The 19718-nt window shown below is 61.5% G+C and carries 21 protein-coding genes; 7 read left to right on the top strand and 14 right to left on the bottom strand.

The genetic code is table 11. The features are described 5' to 3' along the window. Positions 1 to 88: 88 nt before the first annotated feature. Positions 89 to 1198 carry an ABC transporter ATP-binding protein gene (locus tag ABE456_RS24985; protein WP_346646320.1) on the bottom strand — a complete coding sequence of 370 codons (1110 nt, stop codon included), beginning with the start codon at positions 1196 to 1198 and terminating at the stop codon, positions 89 to 91. Beyond that, complete coding sequence (gene argF, locus ABE456_RS24980; RefSeq protein ID WP_346646319.1) at positions 1195 to 2115, bottom strand: ornithine carbamoyltransferase; 921 nt, start codon at positions 2113 to 2115, stop codon at positions 1195 to 1197. The genes ABE456_RS24985 and argF overlap by 4 nt, the downstream gene beginning before the upstream one ends. 385 nt (positions 2116 to 2500) lie before the next feature. Between argF and ABE456_RS24975 the strand changes: the two genes are divergently transcribed. Both ABE456_RS24975 and grxD read left to right on the top strand, forming a co-directional pair. Further along, positions 2501 to 4609 (top strand): molybdopterin oxidoreductase family protein, encoded by a 2109-nt coding sequence (locus ABE456_RS24975; protein ID WP_346646318.1) that lies wholly within the window; start codon positions 2501 to 2503, stop codon positions 4607 to 4609. Positions 4610 to 4700: 91 nt separating this feature from the next. After that, a complete protein-coding gene (gene grxD, locus ABE456_RS24970) occupies positions 4701 to 5036 on the top strand; it encodes a Grx4 family monothiol glutaredoxin (protein ID WP_016713741.1) in 336 nt (111 codons plus the stop codon). Between the two features lie 57 nt (positions 5037 to 5093). Here the strand turns inward: grxD and bfr are convergent, their stop codons facing one another. Both bfr and ABE456_RS24960 read right to left on the bottom strand, forming a co-directional pair. Next, a complete protein-coding gene (gene bfr / locus ABE456_RS24965; RefSeq protein ID WP_003258014.1) occupies positions 5094 to 5567 on the bottom strand; it encodes a bacterioferritin in 474 nt (157 codons plus the stop codon). Between the two features lie 200 nt (positions 5568 to 5767). Beyond that, positions 5768 to 5986 carry a bacterioferritin-associated ferredoxin gene (locus ABE456_RS24960; protein ID WP_346646317.1) on the bottom strand — a complete coding sequence of 73 codons (219 nt, stop codon included), beginning with the start codon at positions 5984 to 5986 and terminating at the stop codon, positions 5768 to 5770. 224 nt (positions 5987 to 6210) lie between these two features. On the opposite strand from ABE456_RS24960, the gene ABE456_RS24955 reads away from it, so the two are divergent. Then, the gene (locus ABE456_RS24955; RefSeq protein WP_012273884.1) at positions 6211 to 6813 is read left to right on the top strand and encodes a peroxiredoxin; all 603 of its coding nucleotides are present in this window, start codon (positions 6211 to 6213) and stop codon (positions 6811 to 6813) included. Between the two features lie 87 nt (positions 6814 to 6900). Here ABE456_RS24955 and rnt read toward each other — a convergent pair whose 3' ends face one another. After that, positions 6901 to 7575: a ribonuclease T gene (rnt, locus tag ABE456_RS24950; RefSeq protein WP_063913139.1), complete on the bottom strand. Its 675-nt coding sequence runs from the start codon at positions 7573 to 7575 to the stop codon at positions 6901 to 6903. Then, positions 7572 to 8618 carry a dihydroorotase gene (gene pyrC, locus ABE456_RS24945; RefSeq protein WP_346646316.1) on the bottom strand — a complete coding sequence of 349 codons (1047 nt, stop codon included), beginning with the start codon at positions 8616 to 8618 and terminating at the stop codon, positions 7572 to 7574. The genes rnt and pyrC overlap by 4 nt, the downstream gene beginning before the upstream one ends. A gap of 130 nt (positions 8619 to 8748) precedes the next feature. Here pyrC and ABE456_RS24940 point away from each other — a divergent pair, with 130 nt between their 5' ends. Both ABE456_RS24940 and ABE456_RS24935 read left to right on the top strand, forming a co-directional pair. Continuing rightward, the gene (locus ABE456_RS24940; RefSeq protein ID WP_346646315.1) at positions 8749 to 9678 is read left to right on the top strand and encodes an OmpA family protein; all 930 of its coding nucleotides are present in this window, start codon (positions 8749 to 8751) and stop codon (positions 9676 to 9678) included. 168 nt (positions 9679 to 9846) lie between these two features. After that, a complete protein-coding gene (locus tag ABE456_RS24935) occupies positions 9847 to 11064 on the top strand; it encodes an argininosuccinate synthase (protein WP_346646314.1) in 1218 nt (405 codons plus the stop codon). A 70-nt stretch (positions 11065 to 11134) separates the two neighbouring features. On the opposite strand, the gene ABE456_RS24930 is transcribed toward ABE456_RS24935, so the two are convergent. Continuing rightward, positions 11135 to 11617 carry a hypothetical protein gene (locus ABE456_RS24930; RefSeq protein ID WP_346646313.1) on the bottom strand — a complete coding sequence of 161 codons (483 nt, stop codon included), beginning with the start codon at positions 11615 to 11617 and terminating at the stop codon, positions 11135 to 11137. 367 nt (positions 11618 to 11984) lie between these two features. Between ABE456_RS24930 and ABE456_RS24925 the strand changes: the two genes are divergently transcribed. Beyond that, complete coding sequence (locus ABE456_RS24925) at positions 11985 to 12608, top strand: response regulator transcription factor (RefSeq protein WP_346646312.1); 624 nt, start codon at positions 11985 to 11987, stop codon at positions 12606 to 12608. Positions 12609 to 12650: 42 nt separating this feature from the next. On the opposite strand, the gene ABE456_RS24920 is transcribed toward ABE456_RS24925, so the two are convergent. The 7 genes from ABE456_RS24920 to metG form a co-directional block, all read right to left on the bottom strand. Beyond that, the gene (locus ABE456_RS24920; protein WP_346646311.1) at positions 12651 to 12827 is read right to left on the bottom strand and encodes a hypothetical protein; all 177 of its coding nucleotides are present in this window, start codon (positions 12825 to 12827) and stop codon (positions 12651 to 12653) included. Between the two features lie 104 nt (positions 12828 to 12931). Beyond that, positions 12932 to 13570, bottom strand: a complete 639-nt coding sequence (nth, locus tag ABE456_RS24915; RefSeq protein WP_346646310.1) for an endonuclease III — start codon at positions 13568 to 13570, stop codon at positions 12932 to 12934. 4 nt (positions 13571 to 13574) lie between these two features. After that, a complete protein-coding gene (locus tag ABE456_RS24910; protein WP_346646309.1) occupies positions 13575 to 14099 on the bottom strand; it encodes an Rnf-Nqr domain containing protein in 525 nt (174 codons plus the stop codon). Further along, on the bottom strand, positions 14092 to 14694 hold the full coding sequence (locus ABE456_RS24905; RefSeq protein WP_346646308.1) for an RnfABCDGE type electron transport complex subunit G: 603 nt from the start codon (positions 14692 to 14694) through the stop codon (positions 14092 to 14094). The genes ABE456_RS24910 and ABE456_RS24905 overlap by 8 nt, the downstream gene beginning before the upstream one ends. Continuing rightward, a complete protein-coding gene (locus ABE456_RS24900) occupies positions 14691 to 15665 on the bottom strand; it encodes an RnfABCDGE type electron transport complex subunit D (RefSeq protein WP_346646307.1) in 975 nt (324 codons plus the stop codon). The genes ABE456_RS24905 and ABE456_RS24900 overlap by 4 nt, the downstream gene beginning before the upstream one ends. Then, complete coding sequence (locus ABE456_RS24895) at positions 15662 to 16210, bottom strand: Rnf-Nqr domain containing protein (protein WP_346646306.1); 549 nt, start codon at positions 16208 to 16210, stop codon at positions 15662 to 15664. The genes ABE456_RS24900 and ABE456_RS24895 overlap by 4 nt, the downstream gene beginning before the upstream one ends. A 169-nt stretch (positions 16211 to 16379) precedes the next feature. After that, positions 16380 to 18419: a methionine--tRNA ligase gene (gene metG / locus ABE456_RS24890; protein WP_346646305.1), complete on the bottom strand. Its 2040-nt coding sequence runs from the start codon at positions 18417 to 18419 to the stop codon at positions 16380 to 16382. 158 nt (positions 18420 to 18577) lie between these two features. Between metG and apbC the strand changes: the two genes are divergently transcribed. Continuing rightward, entirely contained in the window at positions 18578 to 19672 is a 1095-nt protein-coding gene (apbC, locus tag ABE456_RS24885; RefSeq protein ID WP_346646304.1) for an iron-sulfur cluster carrier protein ApbC, read from the top strand. Positions 19673 to 19718: the final 46 nt, after the last annotated feature.

The following is a 19718-nucleotide window of genomic DNA, read 5'->3' as shown; positions in this document are numbered from 1 at the left end:
ACACAAGGCCGCTCCTACAGGGGGACGAGATCCCTGTAGGAGCGGCCTTGTGTCGCGATGGGCCGCAAAGCGGCCCCAAGATTCTGAATCAGGTCGCCGAACTGTACCGACGAACGCCGTTCTCCTGCCGCGACAGCTGCGCCGCCACACTCCCCGGCACCGGGAACAGCACCAGGTGATCGGCCTTCACCGCAATCTGCACATCCTCGCCGACCTGGTGGTCGTTATGGCTCGGGAAAATCGCTTCCAGCTGGCTGCCGGTGGGCAACTGCAGGCGGTACAGGGTGGAGGCCCCGAGGAAGCTCTTGCCGACAATGGCCGCCTGCAGCGGGCTGCCCGGCGCATGCACGATATCGTCAGGACGCAACAGCACATCCACCGAACTGCCTGGCGCCATGCTGTAGGCACGGTTACCGCGCAGTTCGCCCAGCTCGGTATTGACCGCCTCATGGCTGCTCATCTGCCCACGGATGAAATAGCCCTGGCCAATGAAGCTGGCCACGAATGGCGTTTGCGGCTCGTGGTAAAGGTTATAGGGCGTGTCCCACTGCTCCAGGCGGCCTTCCTTGAACACACCGACCTGGTCGCTGACGGCAAAGGCTTCTTCCTGGTCGTGTGTCACCAGGATGGCGCTGGTGCCACGGCTCTTGAGGATGTCGCGAACCTCATGGCTCAGGCGACGGCGCAGCTCCACGTCGAGGTTGGAGAACGGCTCGTCGAGCAGCAGCAACTGCGGCTCTGGCGCCAGTGCGCGGGCCAGGGCGACCCGCTGCTGTTGCCCGCCGGACAGTTCATGCGGGTAACGCCCGCCCAGGCCACTGAGCTTGACCAGCTCGAGCATCTCTTCGATGACCTCGGCCTGGCGTGGGTGCTTGGCGATGCCGAAGGCAATGTTCTGCGCCACGGTCAGGTGCGGGAACAGCGCGTAGTCCTGGAACACCATGCCGATGCGGCGCTTTTCCGGGGCCAGGGTGAAGCCAGCCCGGGAAATGACCTCGCCGGCCAGCTGGATTTCACCTTCGTGCACCGGTTCGAAGCCGGCGATGGCGCGCAGGGTGGTGGTCTTGCCGCAACCGGATGAACCCAGCAGGCAACCAATGTCGCCTGCGTTCAGGTGCAGGTTTAGGTTCTGGACGATGCGCTGGTCGCCATAGCCGCAGGCGAGGTTGCGCAGGTTGAGCAGTAGGGGTTGACTCATGCGTGGTGGTAAGCCGGTTCTACAAGGAATTCGAGAAGGGCCTTCTGTGCATGCAGGCGGTTTTCAGCCTGGGCCCAGGCGACCGAACGTGGGTCGTCGAGCAGGTCATGGCTGATTTCCTCACCACGGTGGGCAGGCAGGCAGTGCATGAACAGGGCGTCGGGTGCCGCCAGGTCGAGCAGTTCGCGGGTGACCTGGTAAGGCGCGAAATGCGCCAGGCGCCGTGCAGTTTCCTCCTCCTGGCCCATGGAAGTCCAGACATCCGTGGTCACCAGGTGGGCGCCGCGCACGGCTTCCTTCGGGTCGCGGACGATCTGCACGTGGTCACCGCCAATGGCCATGAAACGTGGGTCCGGCTCATAGCCTTCCGGGCAGGCGATGCGCAGCTGGAAGTCGAACTGCTTGGCTGCCTCGATATACGAGTTGCACATGTTGAAGCCGTCGCCGATCCAGGCCACGGTCTTGCCCTGGATCGGGCCGCGCTGTTCAAGGAAGGTCTGCATGTCGGCCAGCAGCTGGCACGGGTGCGACTCGTCGGACAGGGCGTTGATCACCGGTACGCGCGAGTTGGCGGCGAATTCGGTCAGGGTGCTGTGGGCGTGGGTACGGATCATCACCACGTCGAGCATGCTCGACAGCACAATGGCGCTGTCGCTGATCGGCTCGCCACGGCCCAGCTGGGTGTCGCGCGGGGACAGGAAGATGGCCTGGCCGCCGAGCTGGATCATGCCAGCCTCGAACGACACACGAGTACGGGTCGAGGACTTCTCGAAAATCATGCCCAGTACGCGGTTCTTCAGGGGCTCGAACAGCACGCCTCGCTTGCGCAGGTCCTTCAGCTCGATGCCGCGGCGGATCACCCCGAGCAATTCGTCGGTGGTGAAGTCCAGCAGGGAGAGAAAGTGCCTAGCGCTCATGATTGACTACCTTATCTGCAACGGTATGCAGGTCGACCGTATGGTTTTTTTTGACAACGGGAGTGACCTGCGGCGTAAGCCGCACGGGGCGGACGAAATAGGGAAAGGCGCAATACTATAAGTAAATGTCGCCTGAAGCCAAGGGGGGAAACAGCGGCCTGATCGCAAAGGGTGTTGCAAAGGGTGTCTTTACCCATTGGCCCGTGCTGTTTTTTATTTGCTACAGAAGGTTGTACACGGCTTGCTGGCAATTTGGCAAATGGCTGTCGCAAATCGTGCGCCTGATGTCGGTGGATTCACGCGGCGAAGCGGGCTGGCCGGGGGCAGGGGCGGAGCGCATAGTCGATGTTCGACATCTCTCCACAACAGCAAGGCAGAGGCGGCCATGACCAAGACCCTGCATCACCGTGCCTGTCACCTGTGCGAAGCGATCTGCGGGTTGAACATCGAAGTCAGCCACGAAGACGACGGGCGGGCGCTGATCAGCTCGATCAAGGGCGACCCCCAGGACCCGTTCAGCCGCGGCCATGTCTGCCCCAAGGCCGTGGCCCTGCAGGACATCCAGAATGACCCCGACCGCCTGCGCCAGCCACACAAGCGAGTGGGCGAGCATTGGCAGGCCATCGGCTGGGATGAGGCCTTCGGGTTGGCCGCCGACAAACTGTGGGCGATCCAGCAAGCCCATGGGCGCAATGCCGTGGCGGTGTACCAGGGCAACCCGAGCGTGCACAACTATGGGTTGATGACCCACAGCAACTACTTCCTCGGCCTGCTGAAAACCCGCAATCGCTTCTCGGCCACCTCGGTGGACCAGTTGCCGCAACACCTGGTCAGCCACTTGATGTATGGCCATGGCCTGCTGCTGCCGATCCCGGACATCGACCAGACCGATTTCATGCTGATCCTCGGCGGCAACCCGCTGGCCTCCAATGGCAGCATCATGACCGTTCCGGACGTGGAAAAGCGCCTGAAGGCCCTGCGCGGCCGGGGCGGGCGCCTGGTGGTGGTGGACCCGCGACGCAGCGAAACGGCGGCCATGGCCGATACGCACCTGTTCATCCGTCCCGGTGGCGATGCGGCCTTGTTGTGCGGCTTGCTCAACACCTTGTTCGAAGAAGGCCTGGCGCGCGGCACGCATTTGCCGGTCAATGGCCTGCAGCAAGTGCGTGAGGCGATCGCGCCATTCAGCGCCGAGGCCATGAGTGCGCACTGTGGCATTGCCGCGGTGGACATTCGCCAGCTGGCACGGGACTACGCTGCTGCCGGCAAGGCGGTGTGTTATGGCCGCATGGGTGTCTCTACCCAGGCCTTTGGCACCCTGTGCCACTGGCTGGTGCAACTGATCAACCTGGTGACCGGCAACCTTGACCGAGAAGGCGGCACGTTGTGCACGGAGCCTGCAGTCGACCTGGTGGCTACCACCTCAGGTGGTCATTTCAATGCCTGGCAGAGCCGGGTGTCGGGCTTGCCCGAGTACGGTGGCGAGCTGCCCGTGGCGGCCTTGGCCGAGGAGATGCTGACGCCAGGCGAAGGGCAGGTGCGTGCCCTGGTGACGGTGGCCGGCAACCCCGTGCTGTCCACGCCTAACGGCCGCCAGCTGGATGAAGCCCTGGAGGGGCTGGAGTTCATGCTCAGCATTGACCTCTACATCAACGAAACCACCCGCCATGCCGACCTGATCCTGCCCTCCACCTCGGCACTGGAAAACGACCATTACGACAGCACGTTCAACTTGCTGGCCGTGCGCAACGTCACCCGCTTCAACCGGGCGATCCTCGCCAAACCGGAAGGGGCACTGCATGACTGGGAGATCTTCGTCGGCCTGGCGCAGGCGTTTGCCAAGCGTGCCGAGCTGGAGTTGAAACCGACCTGGGCGCCGGCGCAGATGATCGATCTGGCCCTGCGTAAAGGACGTTACGGTGAAGCAACGCCGTGGCAGCTCTCACTGGCAACGCTGGACGAACACCCGCATGGCATCGACCTCGGGCCATTGCGCGCTAACCTCGCCGCACGCCTGGGCACCGCCAGTAATGCAGTGGAAGCGGCGCCTCAGGTGCTGCTGGACGACCTGCTTCGCTTGGCGCAACAAGCACCACCGGTGCAAGGTGAACTGCTGTTGATTGGCCGCCGCCATGTGCGCAGCAACAACTCGTGGATGCACAATTTCCACCGCCTGGTGAAAGGTAAGCCACGCCATCAGTTGTTGATGCACCCGCACGACCTGCAGCAGCGGCAACTGCAGGATGGCCAGCGGGTGCGCATCCGTTCGCGTACCGGCACCCTGGAGGTCGAAGTGCAGGCCTGTGAAGACATGATGCCAGGTGTGGTCAGCCTGCCCCATGGCTTCGGTCATGGTCGTCAGGGCGTGCATATGCGGATCGCCCAGGCACAGCCTGGGGTGAGTGCCAACGACTTGACCGATGACCGCCTGCGGGACGCGGTTTCCGGCAACGCTGCGCTCAATGGCGTACCCGTGCAGGTAGAGGCCGCGTAAGGAACGGTAAGGCCGAGCACGCTGCTCGGCTTTCCGATACAATGCGTCACCGTGCCGACGACCGCGTCGGAAAGTTCAGCTGAGGTGCTAGATGGATATCATCGATACGATCAAAGAGCAGATTGCCAACAACACCATTCTGCTTTACATGAAAGGCTCGCCGAATGCCCCGCAGTGCGGGTTCTCGGCCAAGGCATCGCAGGCTGTGATGGGTTGTGGCGAAAAGTTCGCCTACGTCGACATCCTGCAGAACCCTGAAATCCGCGCCAACCTGCCAAAATATGCCAACTGGCCGACCTTCCCACAGCTGTGGGTAGCCGGTGAGCTGGTTGGTGGCAGCGACATCATGCTGGAAATGTTCGAGAAGGGTGAGCTGCAAACCTTGATCAAGGAAGCGGCTGCCAAGGCCAAGGCTTCTGAGGCCTGATTTTCCGGCAAGCATAAAAAAACCCGCTGATCGCGGGTTTTTTTATGTGGCGAATATTTATTCTTCGCCCATCTGCGACTGCAGGTAGTTTTCGATACCGATCTTGTCGATCAGCCCCAGCTGGGTTTCCAGCCAGTCGATGTGTTCTTCCTCGGATTCGAGAATATCTTCAAGCATGTCACGCGAGCCGAAGTCGCCTGCGGTTTCGCAGTGAGCGATGGCTGCCTTGAGGTCGACCAGGCCTTTCTGTTCGATTTTCAGGTCGCACTCGAGCATTTCCTTGGTGTGCTCGCCGATCAGCAGCTTGCCCAGGTCCTGAACGTTAGGGATGCCTTCGAGGAAGAGAATACGCTTGATCAATTTGTCAGCGTGCTTCATCTCGTCGATGGATTCCTTGTACTCGTGCTTGCCGAGTTTGTTCAGGCCCCAATCTTCGTACATGCGTGCGTGCAGGAAGTACTGGTTGATCGCGACCAGCTCGTTTCCGAGGATCTTGTTGAGATGCTGGATGACGCTTACGTCGCCTTTCATGTCGGGTTCCTGCCCTGTAGAAGTGTGCCAATACAGGGAAGTTTGAGCCTGATACTTAGGTGTGTCAAACCTAAGTTATTGAATAGTAAGTGAAAATTAATAGGAATAAGAATGTTTGTGAACCGCGTTGGTACGCTAACTTATTGAATTGCAGGCATAAAAAAACCGGACTCAGGGTCCGGTTCTTCGAATTCGGGTATTCAGGCCGCGGTAAATTCCACAGGGAAGGGCAGGGCTGCCTGGCTGACCTGAAGCTCGGTCAGGGTCTCGCGGACCACCTGCTTGGCTACGCAGGCGCATTTGCCACACTGGCTGGCGACGTTGGTCGCGGCTCGCACTTCCTTGTAACTGCAGCATCCTTCATAGATCGCATCGCGGATCTGTCCGTCGGTAACGCCGACACAAAGACACACATACATAAGGGCTGACCATCGCTGGTTGGGTCGATGGGTTGGAGCTTAATGTTAATGAGAATGCTTGTCAAAGGACTTTCTGGAAGGGCCGTGCTTGAGCGACCGGCGGTTGCTTCGTCGAGGGATTCGGCCTGTCATCAGAAGCCGTGTATGATGGTCGGCCTTTGTTGGATGTCGGGCAAGCCCGTCTGGCCCGGCAAACGGTTTTTCACCCTCATCAGGAGATTACAATGAGCGTACTCGTTGGTAAGAAAGCCCCCGATTTCACCGTTCCGGCCGTGCTGGGCAATGGCGAGATCGTCGACAGCTTCAACCTGGCTTCGGCCATCAAGGGCAAGTACGGCCTGGTGTTCTTCTACCCGCTGGACTTCACCTTCGTCTGCCCGTCCGAGCTGATCGCCCTGGACAACCGCATCCCTGACTTCCAGGCGCGCAACGTGGAAGTGATCGGCGTGTCGATCGACTCGCACTTCACCCACAACGCCTGGCGTAACACCCCGGTCAACAACGGCGGCATCGGCCAGGTCAAGTACACCTTGGCTGCCGACATGACCCACGAAATCTGCAAGGCCTACGACGTCGAGTCCGAAGGCGGCGTGGCCTTCCGTGGCGCCTTCCTGATCGACACCAATGGTGTTGTCCGTTCGCAGATCATCAACGACCTGCCACTGGGCCGCAACATGGACGAGCTGCTGCGTCTGGTTGACGCCCTGCAGTTCCACGAAGAGCACGGCGAAGTCTGCCCTGCCAACTGGAAAAAAGGCGACAAAGGCATGAACGCTTCGCCAGAAGGCGTTGCTGCCTACCTGAGCGAGAACGCTGGCAAGCTGTAATTGCCGCGTGCATGAAAAAACCGGCCCTGGTGGCCGGTTTTTTTGTGCCTGGGTTCTGGGAGTGCGAAGCGGCCCCAGGATTTCAGATCAATCGTTGAAATCGCGCCAGCCGCCCATCTCTTTCCAGCGGTTGACGATGCCGCAGAACAGCTCGGCCGTCTTCTCGGTGTCATAACGCGCCGAGTGCGCCTCACGCCCGTCGAAGTCGATATCGGCGCTCTGGCAGGCCCGCGCCAGTACGGTCTGGCCATACGCCAGGCCAGCCAGGGTAGCGGTGTCGAAGCTGGAGAACGGGTGGAACGGGTTGCGCTTGAGGTCGTTGCGCGTTACCGCCGCATTGAGGAAGCCCAGGTCGAAGCTGCTGTTGTGGCCGACCAGAATCGCCCGCTTGCAGCCGTTGGCCTTGAGGGCCTTGCGCACGCCACGGAAGATGTCGGTCAGCGCACTTTCCTCGCTGACGGCCATGCGCAGCGGGTGGTCCAGCTTGATCCCGGTGAACTCCAGCGCAGCTGGCTCGATGTTGGCGCCCTCGAACGGCTCCACCCGGTGGAAGTAGGTGTGCTCGGGGAACAGGAAGCCTTTTTCGTCCATGCCGATGGTGACCGCGGCAATTTCCAGCAGAGCATCGGTGGCGCTGTTGAAGCCGCCGGTCTCCACATCCACCACCACCGGCAGGTAGCCGCGGAAGCGTTCGGCCATCGGGTGGCGCGAACCGCTGCTGCCCTGGGTGTCCAGGTCGTCTTCGTAGAGGTCTTCGCTCACGCGTTTTCCTCCAGCAGGCGCCAGCGCAGTTTTTCGCCAGCGCGCAGCGGCACCACGGTCTGCTCGCCAAACGGCAGGCTGTCCGGGGCGGTCCATTCTTCGCGAACCAGGGTAATGGTGTCGGTGTTCACCGGCAGGCCATAGAAGGCCGGGCCATGCAGGCTGGCAAAGCCTTCCAGTTTGTCCAGCGCGTTACGCTGTTCGAACGCTTCGGCGTACATCTCGATGGCCGCATAGGCGGTGTAGCAACCGGCGCACCCGCAGGCAGCTTCCTTGGCATGACGGGCATGCGGAGCCGAGTCGGTACCCAGGAAGAACTTCGGGTTGCCGCTGGTGGCCGCGTCCAGCAGCGCCACCTGGTGGGTGTTGCGCTTGAGGATCGGCAGGCAGTAGAAGTGTGGGCGAATGCCGCCAACCAGCATGTGGTTGCGGTTGTACAGCAGGTGCTGCGCGGTGATGGTCGCGCCGACGTTGGCCGGGGCCTCGGTGACGAACTGCGCGGCATCGCTGGTGGTGATGTGCTCGAACACCACTTTCAGCGTCGGGAAACGCTCGACTACGCGGCGCATGTGCTCGTCGATGAAACGCTTTTCGCGGTCGAACACGTCGATCTCGCTGCGGGTCACTTCGCCGTGCACCAGCAGTGGCATGCCGACTTCCGCCAGTGCCTCGATGGCCGGGAAGATGTTGTCGATGCTGGTCACGCCCGAGTCGGAGTTGGTGGTGGCGCCAGCCGGGTACAGCTTGGCGGCGTACACGAAACCGCTGGCCTTGGCCGCGCGGACGTCCTCGGGGCTGGTACGGTCTGTGAGGTACAGCACCATCAGCGGCTCGAAGCGGCTACCGGTCGGGCGGGCGGCGAGGATGCGCTCACGGTAGGCGCCGGCCTCGGCGGCATTGCGCACCGGCGGTACCAGGTTGGGCATGATGATGGCACGGGCGAAGGTACGCGCCACGTCGCCAACGGTGTGGGGCAGGACGGCACCATCGCGCAGATGGATGTGCCAGTCGTCGGGGCGCAGGAGGGTCAGGCGATCGGACATTGGGGATTCCAGGCGGGTCGAACTCAAGCCCCAATGCTACCGGAAAACCCTGGGGCGAGCACGGCTATCAAGTTTTCCAGCAGGCGTCCGATAGCCTGCAGGTAAGCCGTCAGAATTTGTGGAGCCGCCCGTGCGCCAGCGTTACCTAGCCCTGTTGACCCTGTTCGCCAGCCTGCCGGCCGGCGCGCTGACCTTCCAGACGCGCATGGAGAACATTGCCTGGAAGGTCGAGGGTGACCAGTTCGAATGCCGGCTGATCCAGCCGATCGACGGTTTTGGCAGTGGTGAGTTCGTGCGCCGGGCGGGCGAGCAGCCGGTGTTCCAGTTACGCTCGGCCAGCAATGTGCTGGGTACGGGTACGGCCACCTTGCTGGCTGCCGCGGCGCCGTGGCAGCCAGGGCGTGGCGACATCAACCTGGGCAACGTGCGCATGGCTCGCACCGGCGTGTTGTTCAGCTCGTCCCAGGGCCAGGCCAGCCGCCTGATCAACGGCCTGCTCGACGGGCGCAGTACGGTGGTGCGCAACTACGCCGGTGAGGCGGGCAGGCCGATGGAAGTGCGCGTGCTGCCGGTAAGCTTCGCCAAGGCATACAGCGACTACCAGGTTTGTGCGGGCAAACTGCTGCCGATGAACTACGACCAGGTGCGTCAGACCCAGGTAGGCTTCCCGGGTGGCGGCATCGAGCTGGATGACGACGCCAAGGCGCGGCTGGACGTGATCCTTGATTACATGAAAGCCGACCCGACGGTTAACCACGTCGAGCTCAACGGCCACTCCGACAACAGCGGCAACCGCCTGACCAACCGCGACCTGTCCCGCCGTCGGGCGCTGGCCGTGGCCGATTACCTCAAGGCCCATGGTGTGCCGGACGAGCAGATTACCGTGCGCTTCCATGGCGAGCGGTATCCGTTGGCGAAGAACAACAGTGCGGCGAATCGGGCGCGGAATCGGCGGGTGAATATCGAATTGGATCGGGTGGCGGTGATCGATAAACCGTTGGAAAAGCCTGTCGAAAAGCCCCTTGAGCCAATACCAGCTACACCACCGGGCAAGTCCTGAGGACTGTGGGGCATTTCTGTAGGAGCGGTATTCCATACCTATCCGACGGCAAGTCGCCCCTACGAAAGTTCCTGTCGCTTTGTCGTCAGAAGCTGTCGCCCCACTGTAAATTTATCCGCAACGTCGTTAGAATCGATCCCTTTCCGTACAACCCCGTGGAGTGATGGCATGGCGGACGTAAAAAAGGTCGTACTGGCGTATTCCGGCGGCCTTGATACTTCGGTGATTCTCAAGTGGCTGCAGGATACCTACAACTGCGAAGTGGTGACCTTCACTGCTGACCTGGGGCAGGGCGAAGAGGTCGAGCCGGCCCGCGCCAAGGCTCAGGCAATGGGCGTTAAAGAAATCTACATCGACGACCTGCGCGAAGAGTTCGTGCGTGATTTCGTGTTCCCGATGTTCCGCGCCAACACCGTTTACGAAGGCGAGTACCTGCTGGGTACTTCCATCGCCCGTCCGCTGATCGCCAAGCGCCTGATCGAAATCGCCAACGAAACTGGTGCCGACGCCATTTCCCACGGCGCCACCGGCAAAGGCAACGACCAGGTGCGTTTCGAGCTGGGTGCCTATGCCCTGAAGCCAGGCGTCAAGGTCATCGCCCCATGGCGTGAGTGGGACCTGCTGTCCCGCGAAAAACTGATGGACTACGCCGAGAAGCACGGCATCCCGATCGAGCGCCACGGCAAGAAGAAGTCGCCGTACTCGATGGACGCCAACCTGCTGCACATCTCCTACGAAGGCGGTGTCCTGGAAGATACCTGGACCGAGCACGAAGAAGACATGTGGCGCTGGAGCGTCTCGCCTGAAAACGCCCCGGACCAGGCTACCTACCTTGAGCTGACCTACCGCAACGGTGACATCGTTGCCATCGACGGCGTCGAGAAGAGCCCGGCTACCGTCCTGGCCGACTTGAACCGTATCGGCGGTGCCAACGGCATCGGCCGCCTGGACATCGTCGAGAACCGTTACGTCGGCATGAAGTCGCGCGGCTGCTACGAGACCCCTGGCGGTACCATCATGCTCAAGGCCCACCGTGCCATCGAGTCGATCACTCTGGACCGCGAAGTCGCTCACCTGAAGGATGAGCTGATGCCGAAGTACGCCAGCCTGATCTACACCGGCTACTGGTGGAGCCCGGAGCGTCTGATGCTGCAGCAGATGATCGACGCTTCGCAGGTCAATGTGAACGGTGTGGTACGTCTGAAACTGTACAAGGGCAATGTCACCGTGGTCGGCCGCAAGTCGGACGACTCGTTGTTCGACGCCAACATCGCGACCTTCGAGGAAGATGGCGGCGCCTACAACCAGGCGGATGCTGCTGGCTTCATCAAGCTCAACGCGCTGCGTATGCGCATTGCTGCCAACAAGGGCCGTTCGCTGCTCTGATTGCTGGCGTGTGTAACAAAAACCCCGGCTCATGCCGGGGTTTTTTATGCGTGCAGAAAGACCAGGGCGTTCAACGTTCGTCAGTCACAATGGCGCCCTCAAGCGCACTTATCGACAGCAGCGCACATTGGCGTTTATCCAGATTGCAAAAGCGCCAGGTGCGCGCTGGCTCTGGCGGTTGGGCAAGTGCGAGCTGTAGTTGTTGCTCCATCAGGCGATAGGCGTCGGGCCCGGAAAACATGAACGTGACAGGCTCACCGTGTACCGTCTTGCTGGCGTCACTGGCCATGCCAGGCTTGATCAGGTTGTTCGATGCCGGCGTGTTGCCGTTTGCCGTTCGGTTTGGCGGCGGGCTATAGAATGACTTGTAATTGAAATTGAGCGTGAGAAAGAACAGTGCCGTCAGAAAGAACGGGAAGCCCACCAGAAACCACGTATAGAGTTTTTGGCTGGACTCGCTGAGAAACGGCAGTGTCGCGAGGGCGGACGCTTCGATAATCCCAGCGAAGATGGCAATGATCGTCAGCGGGGCGACAGGTTGTGCTTGGGTCATGTGGGCCGTCTCCAGCAGTTTTGCCCATCTTTACCTTACAACAGCACTCAACTAAAGACTGGATTGTTTTCCGGGTGAGGAATAATCGCCAAGAATCCCGGCAGCTTTGTTTTTTCACCTGTTTGAGCTGGATCTTTCTTCAGGTAATGCTCAGTTTTCAACTGTGCGCTTTTGCACGCGGATGATACCGTTCGTTGCGGAATAAAGAAGTTGATTGTTACAACTACAAAACTTGTTTGTAGGAAAATTCTGCAAGAGTTGTAGGGTTTATCTGTTCATGTATTTCGTTGCCAAATCGCCGCGCCATCAGGCGTTCTGTCGGTTATCTTGGTGTGCCAAAGCAAAACAATGAATGAATGGATATCGCATGAATAAAGTGCTTATCGTGGATGATCATCCGGTCATACGCCTGGCCGTACGCATGCTGATGGAGCGGCATGGGTATGACGTCGTTGCGGAGACCGACAATGGGGTGGCAGCGCTGCAGCTGACACGGCAACACCTGCCGGATATCGTAGTGCTCGATATCGGTATTCCCAAGCTGGACGGCCTGGAGGTGATCGCCCGCATGGCGGCTTTCAGCCCGGGCAGCAAGGTACTGGTGCTGACGTCGCAGGCCCCCGGCAATTTCTCGATGCGCTGCATGCAGGCGGGAGCGGCGGGTTACGTGTGCAAGCAGCAGGAGCTCACCGAACTCCTGAGCGCCATCAAGGCCGTGTTGTCGGGCTACAGCTACTTTCCCAATCAGGCACTGCATACGTCACGTGGCAGGGGTGGGGGTAGTGAGGTGGATATGGTCAACCGCCTCTCGGCACGCGAAATGACGGTGCTGCAACAGTTGGCACGAGGGCGTTCGAACAAGGAGATTGCCGACAGCATGTTCCTCAGTAACAAAACGGTCAGTACTTACAAGTCACGCCTGTTGCTCAAGCTCAATGCACGATCACTGGTCGATCTGATCGAGTTGGCGCAACGGCAAGGCTTGAGCTGACCGCCATGCCGTAAAGCCTCCGCTCAGGAGGCTTTGCCAAGGCTACAGATCGTAGTCGAAATCGGCCAGCTGCTTCTGCAGGCGCCGTTCTTCCAGCATGTTGTCGATGGTGCGGCGTTTGCTCAGGTTGGTCTTTGCGTTTTCCACCTGGGGCTCCGCGTCATCCTCTGTGGCAACAAAATCATCTTCGATCGACAGGTCGTCTTTATCGGTGCTCATGAGTCGCTCCAAGCCAAGGGGCCATTGGCCGTCCTTATAACCAGAAAGCAGACGCCGGTAAAAAAGATTTTTTCAATCGCTGCGAGTGGTTTCCAGCTATCGGCTCAATCGTCGGAGGTTTTGTGCTTGTATTCGCACAAATCTTCGATCCGGCAGCTGCCGCACCTTGGCTTGCGTGCCTGGCACACATAGCGCCCGTGCAGGATCAGCCAGTGGTGGGCGTCGAGCAAGTAATCCTTTGGCACGAACTTGATCAGTTTTTTCTCCACTTCCAGCACTGTCTTGCCAGGCGCAATGCCTGTGCGGTTGCTAACCCGGAAGATATGGGTATCCACCGCCATGGTCGGTTGGCGGAACGCCGTGTTGAGCACCACGTTGGCAGTCTTGCGGCCCACGCCGGGCAGTGCCTCCAAGGCTTCTCGGGTTTGCGGCACTTGGCTGCCGTGCTGCTCGATCAGCAGGCGGCAGGCTTCGATGACGTTCTTGGCCTTGCTGTTGTATAGCCCGATGGTCTTGATGTATTCGCTCAGGCCTTCAACGCCCAGGGCGTAGATGGCCTCGGGGGTGTTGGCGACGGGGAACAGGCGGGCGGTGGCCTTGTTGACGCCGACGTCGGTGGATTGCGCAGAAAGTGTCACGGCGACCAGCAGTTCGAACGGAGTGGTGTAGGCCAGTTCGGTCTTGGGGTCGGGGTTGTCTTCGTGCAGCCTGCGAAAGATCTCCAGGCGTTTGGCGGCATTCATGAAATCAGAGCTTTCCTTGACGACGTGGGTGGGCGGAGCCCGGGCGCAGGCGATTGTACAAGGCCAACAGCAGTCCGAGCAGTAGCAGGGCGCCGGGGGCCAGGCTGGCCAGGTGGATGTCGGCAAAGTCGGCCAGCCATTGTCGGCAGGCGCCGAGCAGCAGGCAAGTAACAAGCACAGCGCCAAGGTGCCTGGCGAGCATGTGCCAGCGGCCCTGGTTGGGCAGCAGGTAGTCAATGGCCAGGCATTGCAGGCACAGCAGCGCAGGGTAGTGGCCGAGGGCAAGCGCCAGCGGTAGCAGCCAGGCACGCAGGGCCAGTTGCAGGCAGCTGGCGAGCGCTGCCAGCAGCAGCAGGCTGGCCAGCACATACGCCCAGTTGGCCAGACGCTGACGCAGTGCTGCCATCAACAGCTGGTGCAGGCTGCTCAAAACTACCGCGCACAGGCCGATGGCCGCACCTTCGCGGAGTGTGTGTGTGGCGCCCAGCAGGGGTACAAGGGTTACGGGCAGCAGGTAGAACCTATTCATGGGTGGCGCCCTCCAGCAGCATGCCGCGCTGTTCGTCGAAGTAGCCCAGGGCCTCCTGCAATGCGGCGATCACTGCCCGCGAGGTAACGGTTGCGCCTGCCAATTGGTCAAAGTCACCCTGGTCTCGCTTCAGGGCCCAATGATCGGTCAATAGCCGGTTGGTAAATTGCCCTAACCAGTTCACTTGTGGGTCGCCCAGGCGTGCACCCAGCCCGGGGCTTTCCTGTTGCTCGACCACCTGGCTGCCAATCAGGCGCCCATCTGCGGCGATGGCGACGCTCAGCACGATCGGCCCGGCATAGCCCTGGGCCTGGGTGACCAGGATGACGGCGGTGGGTTTGCCTGCCAAGGTAGCCCGGTAAGCCGCCAGGATGCGGCTGTTTGGGCGTTGTGGAGCGGGCCTTGATAGCGGGGTATCCAGCGGCTGGTTGTCGTAGCTGCCTTCGGGCAACACAGCCAGCCGCTGGCGGCTTTGCAGTTGTTTCTCGGCGTCGGCAATGGCCGTGCTGGTCCAGTGCCGCCAAGCCAAGGTGGTTGACAAGGCGCATACCCCAATCAGCAGCAGCAGGCACGCATCGCGCAGCGGGCGGTTCATGGCGTGGCCTGCTGGCGCTGCAAGGCCAGGCGCTCAAGGCTTGGCGCTACCAGGTTCATCAGCAGGATGGCGAACGCCGTGCCATCCGGGTAGCTACCCCAGGTGCGAATCAGGTAGATCAGTAGCCCCGCCCCAAGGCCGAAACACAGCCTGGCCCACTCGTGCCGGGGGCCGGATACTGGCTCGGTGGCAATGAAGAACGCCGCCAGCATGGTCGAGCCGGAGAACAGGTGCAGCAAGGGCGAACCGTTGGAGTCCGACCCCGAACCGTTCCAGCCCAGCAGGCTGAGCAGCAACAGCCCTGCCAGTAGCCCAGCCGGCGTATGCCAGCTGATCACCTTGCGCTGCAACAGGAACAACCCGCCCAGCAGGAACGCCAGGTTGACCCATTCGCTGCCTCGCCCGCCGATGCTGCCGAAACCAGGGTGGCTGGCGAACAGTTCATCGATGGTCAGGCTGCGGTTGTGGCGCAGGCCGTCGAGCAGGGTCGGGCGGGCCCAGGCGTCGATCTGCTCGCCGCCGGTAAACACCTGTTGCAGGCTGTCGAGCAAGCCAGGCGCTGGCCCTGGCCAGTGGTTCATCTGCAGCGGGAAACTCAGCAATACGAAGGCATAGCCGACCATGGCCGGGTTGAACAGGTTGCGCCCGACACCGCCAAAGGCCTGCTTGCCGATACCAATGGCAACGCTTGCGGCGATTACAGGCAACCACCATGGGGCGAGGGTGGGCAGGGCAGCGGCCAACAGCACGGCGGTCACCAGTGCGCTGCCATCGTTTAACGCCGCGCTCAGCGGTTGTGCGCGTAACGCCAGCAGCAGTGCTTCGCATACCAGCGCAGCACTGGCGCATAGCAGCAGGTTCAGTAGCAAACCCCAGCCGTGCAGCCACAGCAGCGTCAGCAGGCCAGGCACGCAAGCCAGCAAAACCAGGCCCATGCTGGTGCGTAGCCGCGGGTCAGGTTTGCTGTTCATTGGCTGAATAACCCATTGAAGCCGGAAAACGCCATGGCCATTATCCCGGCACCGATCAATTCGATGGGCAGGCCGCGCAGTACGCCGGGTATGTCGGCATGGTCAGTGCGTTGGCGCAGGTCGGCGAACAAGGCCAGCGCCAACCAGAAACCACTGCCGGCCAACAAGCCTTGCAGCAGCGTGGCAAGCCATGTGCTGTCGTCGCTTGCCTGTTGCAGGGCCAGCCCCAGCGCTACGGCATTGCTCGGCAGCAGTGCCGGCAACCCCACTACGGGCCAGGCCGGGCGCAACTTGGCCAATAGCCAGGGCACGCTCCAGGCGAACAGGGCCAGCCAGGGCAACAACAGGAACAGGGCAAGGTCTTCGATGTGCAAAGGGGCAAGCACCCCTCGCATCAGCAGCTGAGCGCCGATCACGCCCAAGGCAATGCACAGGGCACAGGCCAGGCCGTGCACATGAAGGTGCAGCCTGTGGATGGGCTGATGTGGTAGGCACAGGTGATTGACCAGCGCGGCGCTGATCAGGACCAAGAGGTAATCGCTCATGAGATGACGATAGCCGGGAATCGTGGCGATTGTCCGGTGTTTGGCCTGAGGCCTTGGGGCCGCTTTGCGGCCCTATCGCGACACAAGGCCGCTCCTACAGGGGGTGCAGTTCCCTGTGGGGCGGCCTTGTGCCGCGATAGGGCTGCAGAGCAGCCCCTAGCAAGGTCAGTTACTTGATGCGCTGACCTGGCTTGGCGCCACTGTCCGGGCTCAGCAGGTAGATTTCTTCACCGCCAGGGCCGGCGGCCATGACCATGCCCTCGGACACGCCAAAGCGCATTTTCCGTGGCTTGAGGTTGGCTACCATCATGGTCAGGCGGCCCTCCAGCTGGGACGGGTCCGGGTAGGCCGACTTGATGCCGGAGAATACGTTGCGGCGCTCGTCACCAATGTCCAGGGTCAGTTGCAGCAGCTTGTCGGCACCCGCTACGGCTTCGGCCTTGACGATCAGCGCCACGCGCAGGTCGACGGCGGCAAACGTGTCGAACTCGATTTCCGCCGACAGTGGGTCCTTGGTCAGTTCGCCGTTGCCGGCCGGGGCTTTGGCTTCGGCGGCCAGCAGGTCTTCCTTGCTGGCTGCGACCATGGCTTCGACCTTGGCCGGTTCGATACGGCTCATCAGCGCCTTGAACGGGTTCAGCTGGTGGTTTTCCAGGCGCGACAGGTGGTCGTTCCAGGTCAGCGGGGCAACATTGAGGAAAGCCTCGGCATCGGCAGCCAGCAGCGGCAGCACCGGCTTGAGGAAGATCACCAGCTGGCGGAACAGGTTGATGCCCTGGGCACAGATGGCCTGCACTTCATCCTGCTTGCCTTCCTGCTTGGCCAGCGACCACGGTGCCTTGTCGGCGATCCAGGCGTTGGCGCGGTCGGCCAGGGCCATGATTTCACGCATGGCGCGGCCAAAGTCGCGGCCTTCATAGGCGTCGGCGATGGACGGGGCGGCAGCCAGGAAGGCTTCGGTCAGCTCCGGTGCGGCATCGCCAGCCACCATTACGCCTTCGTTGCCCTTGTGGATGAAGCCGGCGCAGCGGCTGGCGATGTTGACCACCTTGCCGACCAGGTCGGAGTTGACCTTTTGTACGAAGTCTTCCAGGTTCAGGTCCAGGTCATCGACGCCACGGCCCAGTTTGGCCGCGTAGTAATAACGCAGGTATTCCGGCTGCAGGTGGTCGAGGTAGGTGCGGGCCTTGATGAAGGTGCCGCGCGACTTGGACATCTTGGCGCCGTTGACGGTCAGGTAGCCGTGCACGTTGACCGCGGTCGGCTTGCGGAAGCCAGCGCCTTCAAGCATGGCAGGCCAGAACAGGGCGTGGAAGTTGACGATGTCCTTGCCGATGAAGTGGTACAGCTCGGCCTTGGAGCCTTCGTTCCAGAAGGCGTCGAAATCCAGCTCCGGGCGGCGTGCGCAGAGGTTCTTGAAGCTGGCCATGTAGCCGATCGGTGCATCCAGCCACACATAGAAGTACTTGCCTGGCTCGCCCGGGATCTCGAAGCCGAAGTACGGCGCATCGCGGGAGATATCCCACTCCTGCAGGCCGGAGTCCAGCCATTCGGCCAGCTTGTTGGCCACTGCGTCTTGCAGGGTGCCGCTGCGGGTCCACTGCTGCAGCATGGCCTGGAAGTCTGGCAGCTTGAAGAAGAAGTGCTGGGAATCACGCAGCACCGGGGTGGCACCGGAGATCGCCGACTTGGGGTTTTTCAGCTCGGTAGGTGCGTAGGTGGCACCGCATTTTTCGCAGTTGTCGCCGTACTGGTCTTCGGCCGCGCACTTGGGGCAGGTGCCCTTGATGAAACGGTCGGCCAGGAACATGCCCTTTTCCGGGTCGAAGTACTGGGTCACCGAACGGGTGGCGATGTGCCCGGCTTCACGCAGGCGCGTGTAGATCAGGCTCGACAGTTCGCGGTTTTCTTCGCTGTGGGTGGAGTGGAAGTTGTCGAAGTCCACCAGGAAGTCGGCGAAGTCGCTGCTGTGCTCGGCCTGGACGTTGGCGATCAGTTGCTCCGGGGTGATGCCTTCCTTTTCGGCGCGCAGCATGATGGCCGAGCCGTGGGCGTCGTCGGCGCAGACATAGATGCACTGGTTGCCGCGCAGTTTCTGGAAGCGCACCCACATGTCAGTCTGGATGTACTCCAGCATATGGCCAAGATGGATCGATCCATTGGCATAGGGCAGGGCGCTGGTAACGAGAATCTGACGTGGCTCGGACATGGTGGCTCGGCTACTTATCTGGCGACGGGGTAAAAATGAGGTTGATCGGCCACTATAAAGGGCTGGCGAAGATATTTCACCCCGCATGCGCATCTGCTGACGATTGACGGGTTAGGATAGGCGCCTGTTTTACATTCAGTTTGCCAATGGGAGTCTCCATGAGTGCCGTCACCCGTGCCGCCGTCGAAGGCGTGCTTCGCCAGTACACCGACCCCTACCTGAACCAGGACCCGGTCAGCGCCGGTTGCGTGCGCGCCATCGATATCCAGGGCGGGCAGGTCAGCGTGCAGTTGCAGCTGGGGTATGCCGCAGGGCTGTTCAAGAATGGCTGGGCCCAGGTGCTGCAGACCGCCATCGGCAACCTCGAGGGCGTCAGCAGCGCCGAGGTGTCGATCGACTGCGTGGTGGCCGCGCACAAGGCCCAGGCCCAGGTGCCGGCCATGGCCAACGTCAAGAACATCATTGCCGTGGCCTCGGGCAAGGGCGGTGTGGGTAAATCGACCACCGCGGCCAACCTGGCCCTGGCCCTGGCCCGCGAAGGTGCGCGGGTGGGTATTCTTGATGCCGACATCTACGGCCCCAGCCAGGGTGTGATGTTCGGTATCGCCGAAGGCACCCGCCCGCAGATTCGCGAGCAAAAGTGGTTTGTGCCGATCAAGGCCCATGGTGTGGAAGTCATGTCCATGGCGTTTCTGACTGACGACAACACGCCGATGGTCTGGCGTGGCCCGATGGTTTCCGGTGCATTGCTGCAGCTGGTGACCCAGACCGCCTGGGATGACCTGGACTACCTGGTGATCGATATGCCACCGGGCACTGGCGACATCCAGCTGACCTTGGCGCAGAAGGTGCCGGTGGCCGGTTCGGTGATCGTCACCACCCCGCAGGACCTGGCCCTGCTGGATGCCAAGAAGGGTGTGGAGATGTTCCGCAAGGTCAACATCCCGGTGCTGGGCGTGGTGGAGAACATGGCCGTGCACATCTGCTCGAACTGCGGCCATGCCGAGCATCTGTTCGGCGAAGGTGGTGGCGAGAAGCTGGCGGCGCAGTATGGCGTCGACCTGCTGGCCTCGCTGCCGCTGTCGATGCTGATCCGCGAGCAGGCCGACAGTGGCAAGCCGACAGCGATTGCCGAGCCGGAAAGCCAGATTGCCATGGTCTACCAGGAGTTGGCCCGTCAGGTGGGCGCGCGGATCGTGCTGCAGGAAGCAGCGGCGCCGGCGATGCCGAGCATTACCATCAGCGAAGACTGATCTGAGATCGAGTCGCCTGCTTCGAGGGGCGGGCCCCGGACCAGGC

The sequence above is a fragment of the Pseudomonas sp. TWI929 genome (assembly GCF_039673335.1).
Lineage (GTDB): Bacteria > Pseudomonadota > Gammaproteobacteria > Pseudomonadales > Pseudomonadaceae > Aquipseudomonas.
The sequence above is the reverse complement of the archived record's forward strand: the minus strand, read 5'-3'. Positions and strand labels throughout refer to the sequence as shown.

Coding starts and splice junctions, on each gene's coding strand:
- ABE456_RS24985 (WP_346646320.1), bottom strand. CDS start 1,198: ATGAGTCAACCCCTACTGCTCAACCTGCGCAACCTCGCCTGCGGCTAT.
- argF (WP_346646319.1), bottom strand. CDS start 2,115: ATGAGCGCTAGGCACTTTCTCTCCCTGCTGGACTTCACCACCGACGAA.
- ABE456_RS24975 (WP_346646318.1), top strand. CDS start 2,501: ATGACCAAGACCCTGCATCACCGTGCCTGTCACCTGTGCGAAGCGATC.
- grxD (WP_016713741.1), top strand. CDS start 4,701: ATGGATATCATCGATACGATCAAAGAGCAGATTGCCAACAACACCATT.
- bfr (WP_003258014.1), bottom strand. CDS start 5,567: ATGAAAGGCGACGTAAGCGTCATCCAGCATCTCAACAAGATCCTCGGA.
- ABE456_RS24960 (WP_346646317.1), bottom strand. CDS start 5,986: ATGTATGTGTGTCTTTGTGTCGGCGTTACCGACGGACAGATCCGCGAT.
- ABE456_RS24955 (WP_012273884.1), top strand. CDS start 6,211: ATGAGCGTACTCGTTGGTAAGAAAGCCCCCGATTTCACCGTTCCGGCC.
- pyrC (WP_346646316.1), bottom strand. CDS start 8,618: ATGTCCGATCGCCTGACCCTCCTGCGCCCCGACGACTGGCACATCCAT.
- ABE456_RS24935 (WP_346646314.1), top strand. CDS start 9,847: ATGGCGGACGTAAAAAAGGTCGTACTGGCGTATTCCGGCGGCCTTGAT.
- ABE456_RS24930 (WP_346646313.1), bottom strand. CDS start 11,617: ATGACCCAAGCACAACCTGTCGCCCCGCTGACGATCATTGCCATCTTC.
- ABE456_RS24925 (WP_346646312.1), top strand. CDS start 11,985: ATGAATAAAGTGCTTATCGTGGATGATCATCCGGTCATACGCCTGGCC.
- ABE456_RS24920 (WP_346646311.1), bottom strand. CDS start 12,827: ATGAGCACCGATAAAGACGACCTGTCGATCGAAGATGATTTTGTTGCC.
- nth (WP_346646310.1), bottom strand. CDS start 13,570: ATGAATGCCGCCAAACGCCTGGAGATCTTTCGCAGGCTGCACGAAGAC.
- ABE456_RS24910 (WP_346646309.1), bottom strand. CDS start 14,099: ATGAATAGGTTCTACCTGCTGCCCGTAACCCTTGTACCCCTGCTGGGC.
- ABE456_RS24905 (WP_346646308.1), bottom strand. CDS start 14,694: ATGAACCGCCCGCTGCGCGATGCGTGCCTGCTGCTGCTGATTGGGGTA.
- ABE456_RS24900 (WP_346646307.1), bottom strand. CDS start 15,665: ATGAACAGCAAACCTGACCCGCGGCTACGCACCAGCATGGGCCTGGTT.
- ABE456_RS24895 (WP_346646306.1), bottom strand. CDS start 16,210: ATGAGCGATTACCTCTTGGTCCTGATCAGCGCCGCGCTGGTCAATCAC.
- metG (WP_346646305.1), bottom strand. CDS start 18,419: ATGTCCGAGCCACGTCAGATTCTCGTTACCAGCGCCCTGCCCTATGCC.
- apbC (WP_346646304.1), top strand. CDS start 18,578: ATGAGTGCCGTCACCCGTGCCGCCGTCGAAGGCGTGCTTCGCCAGTAC.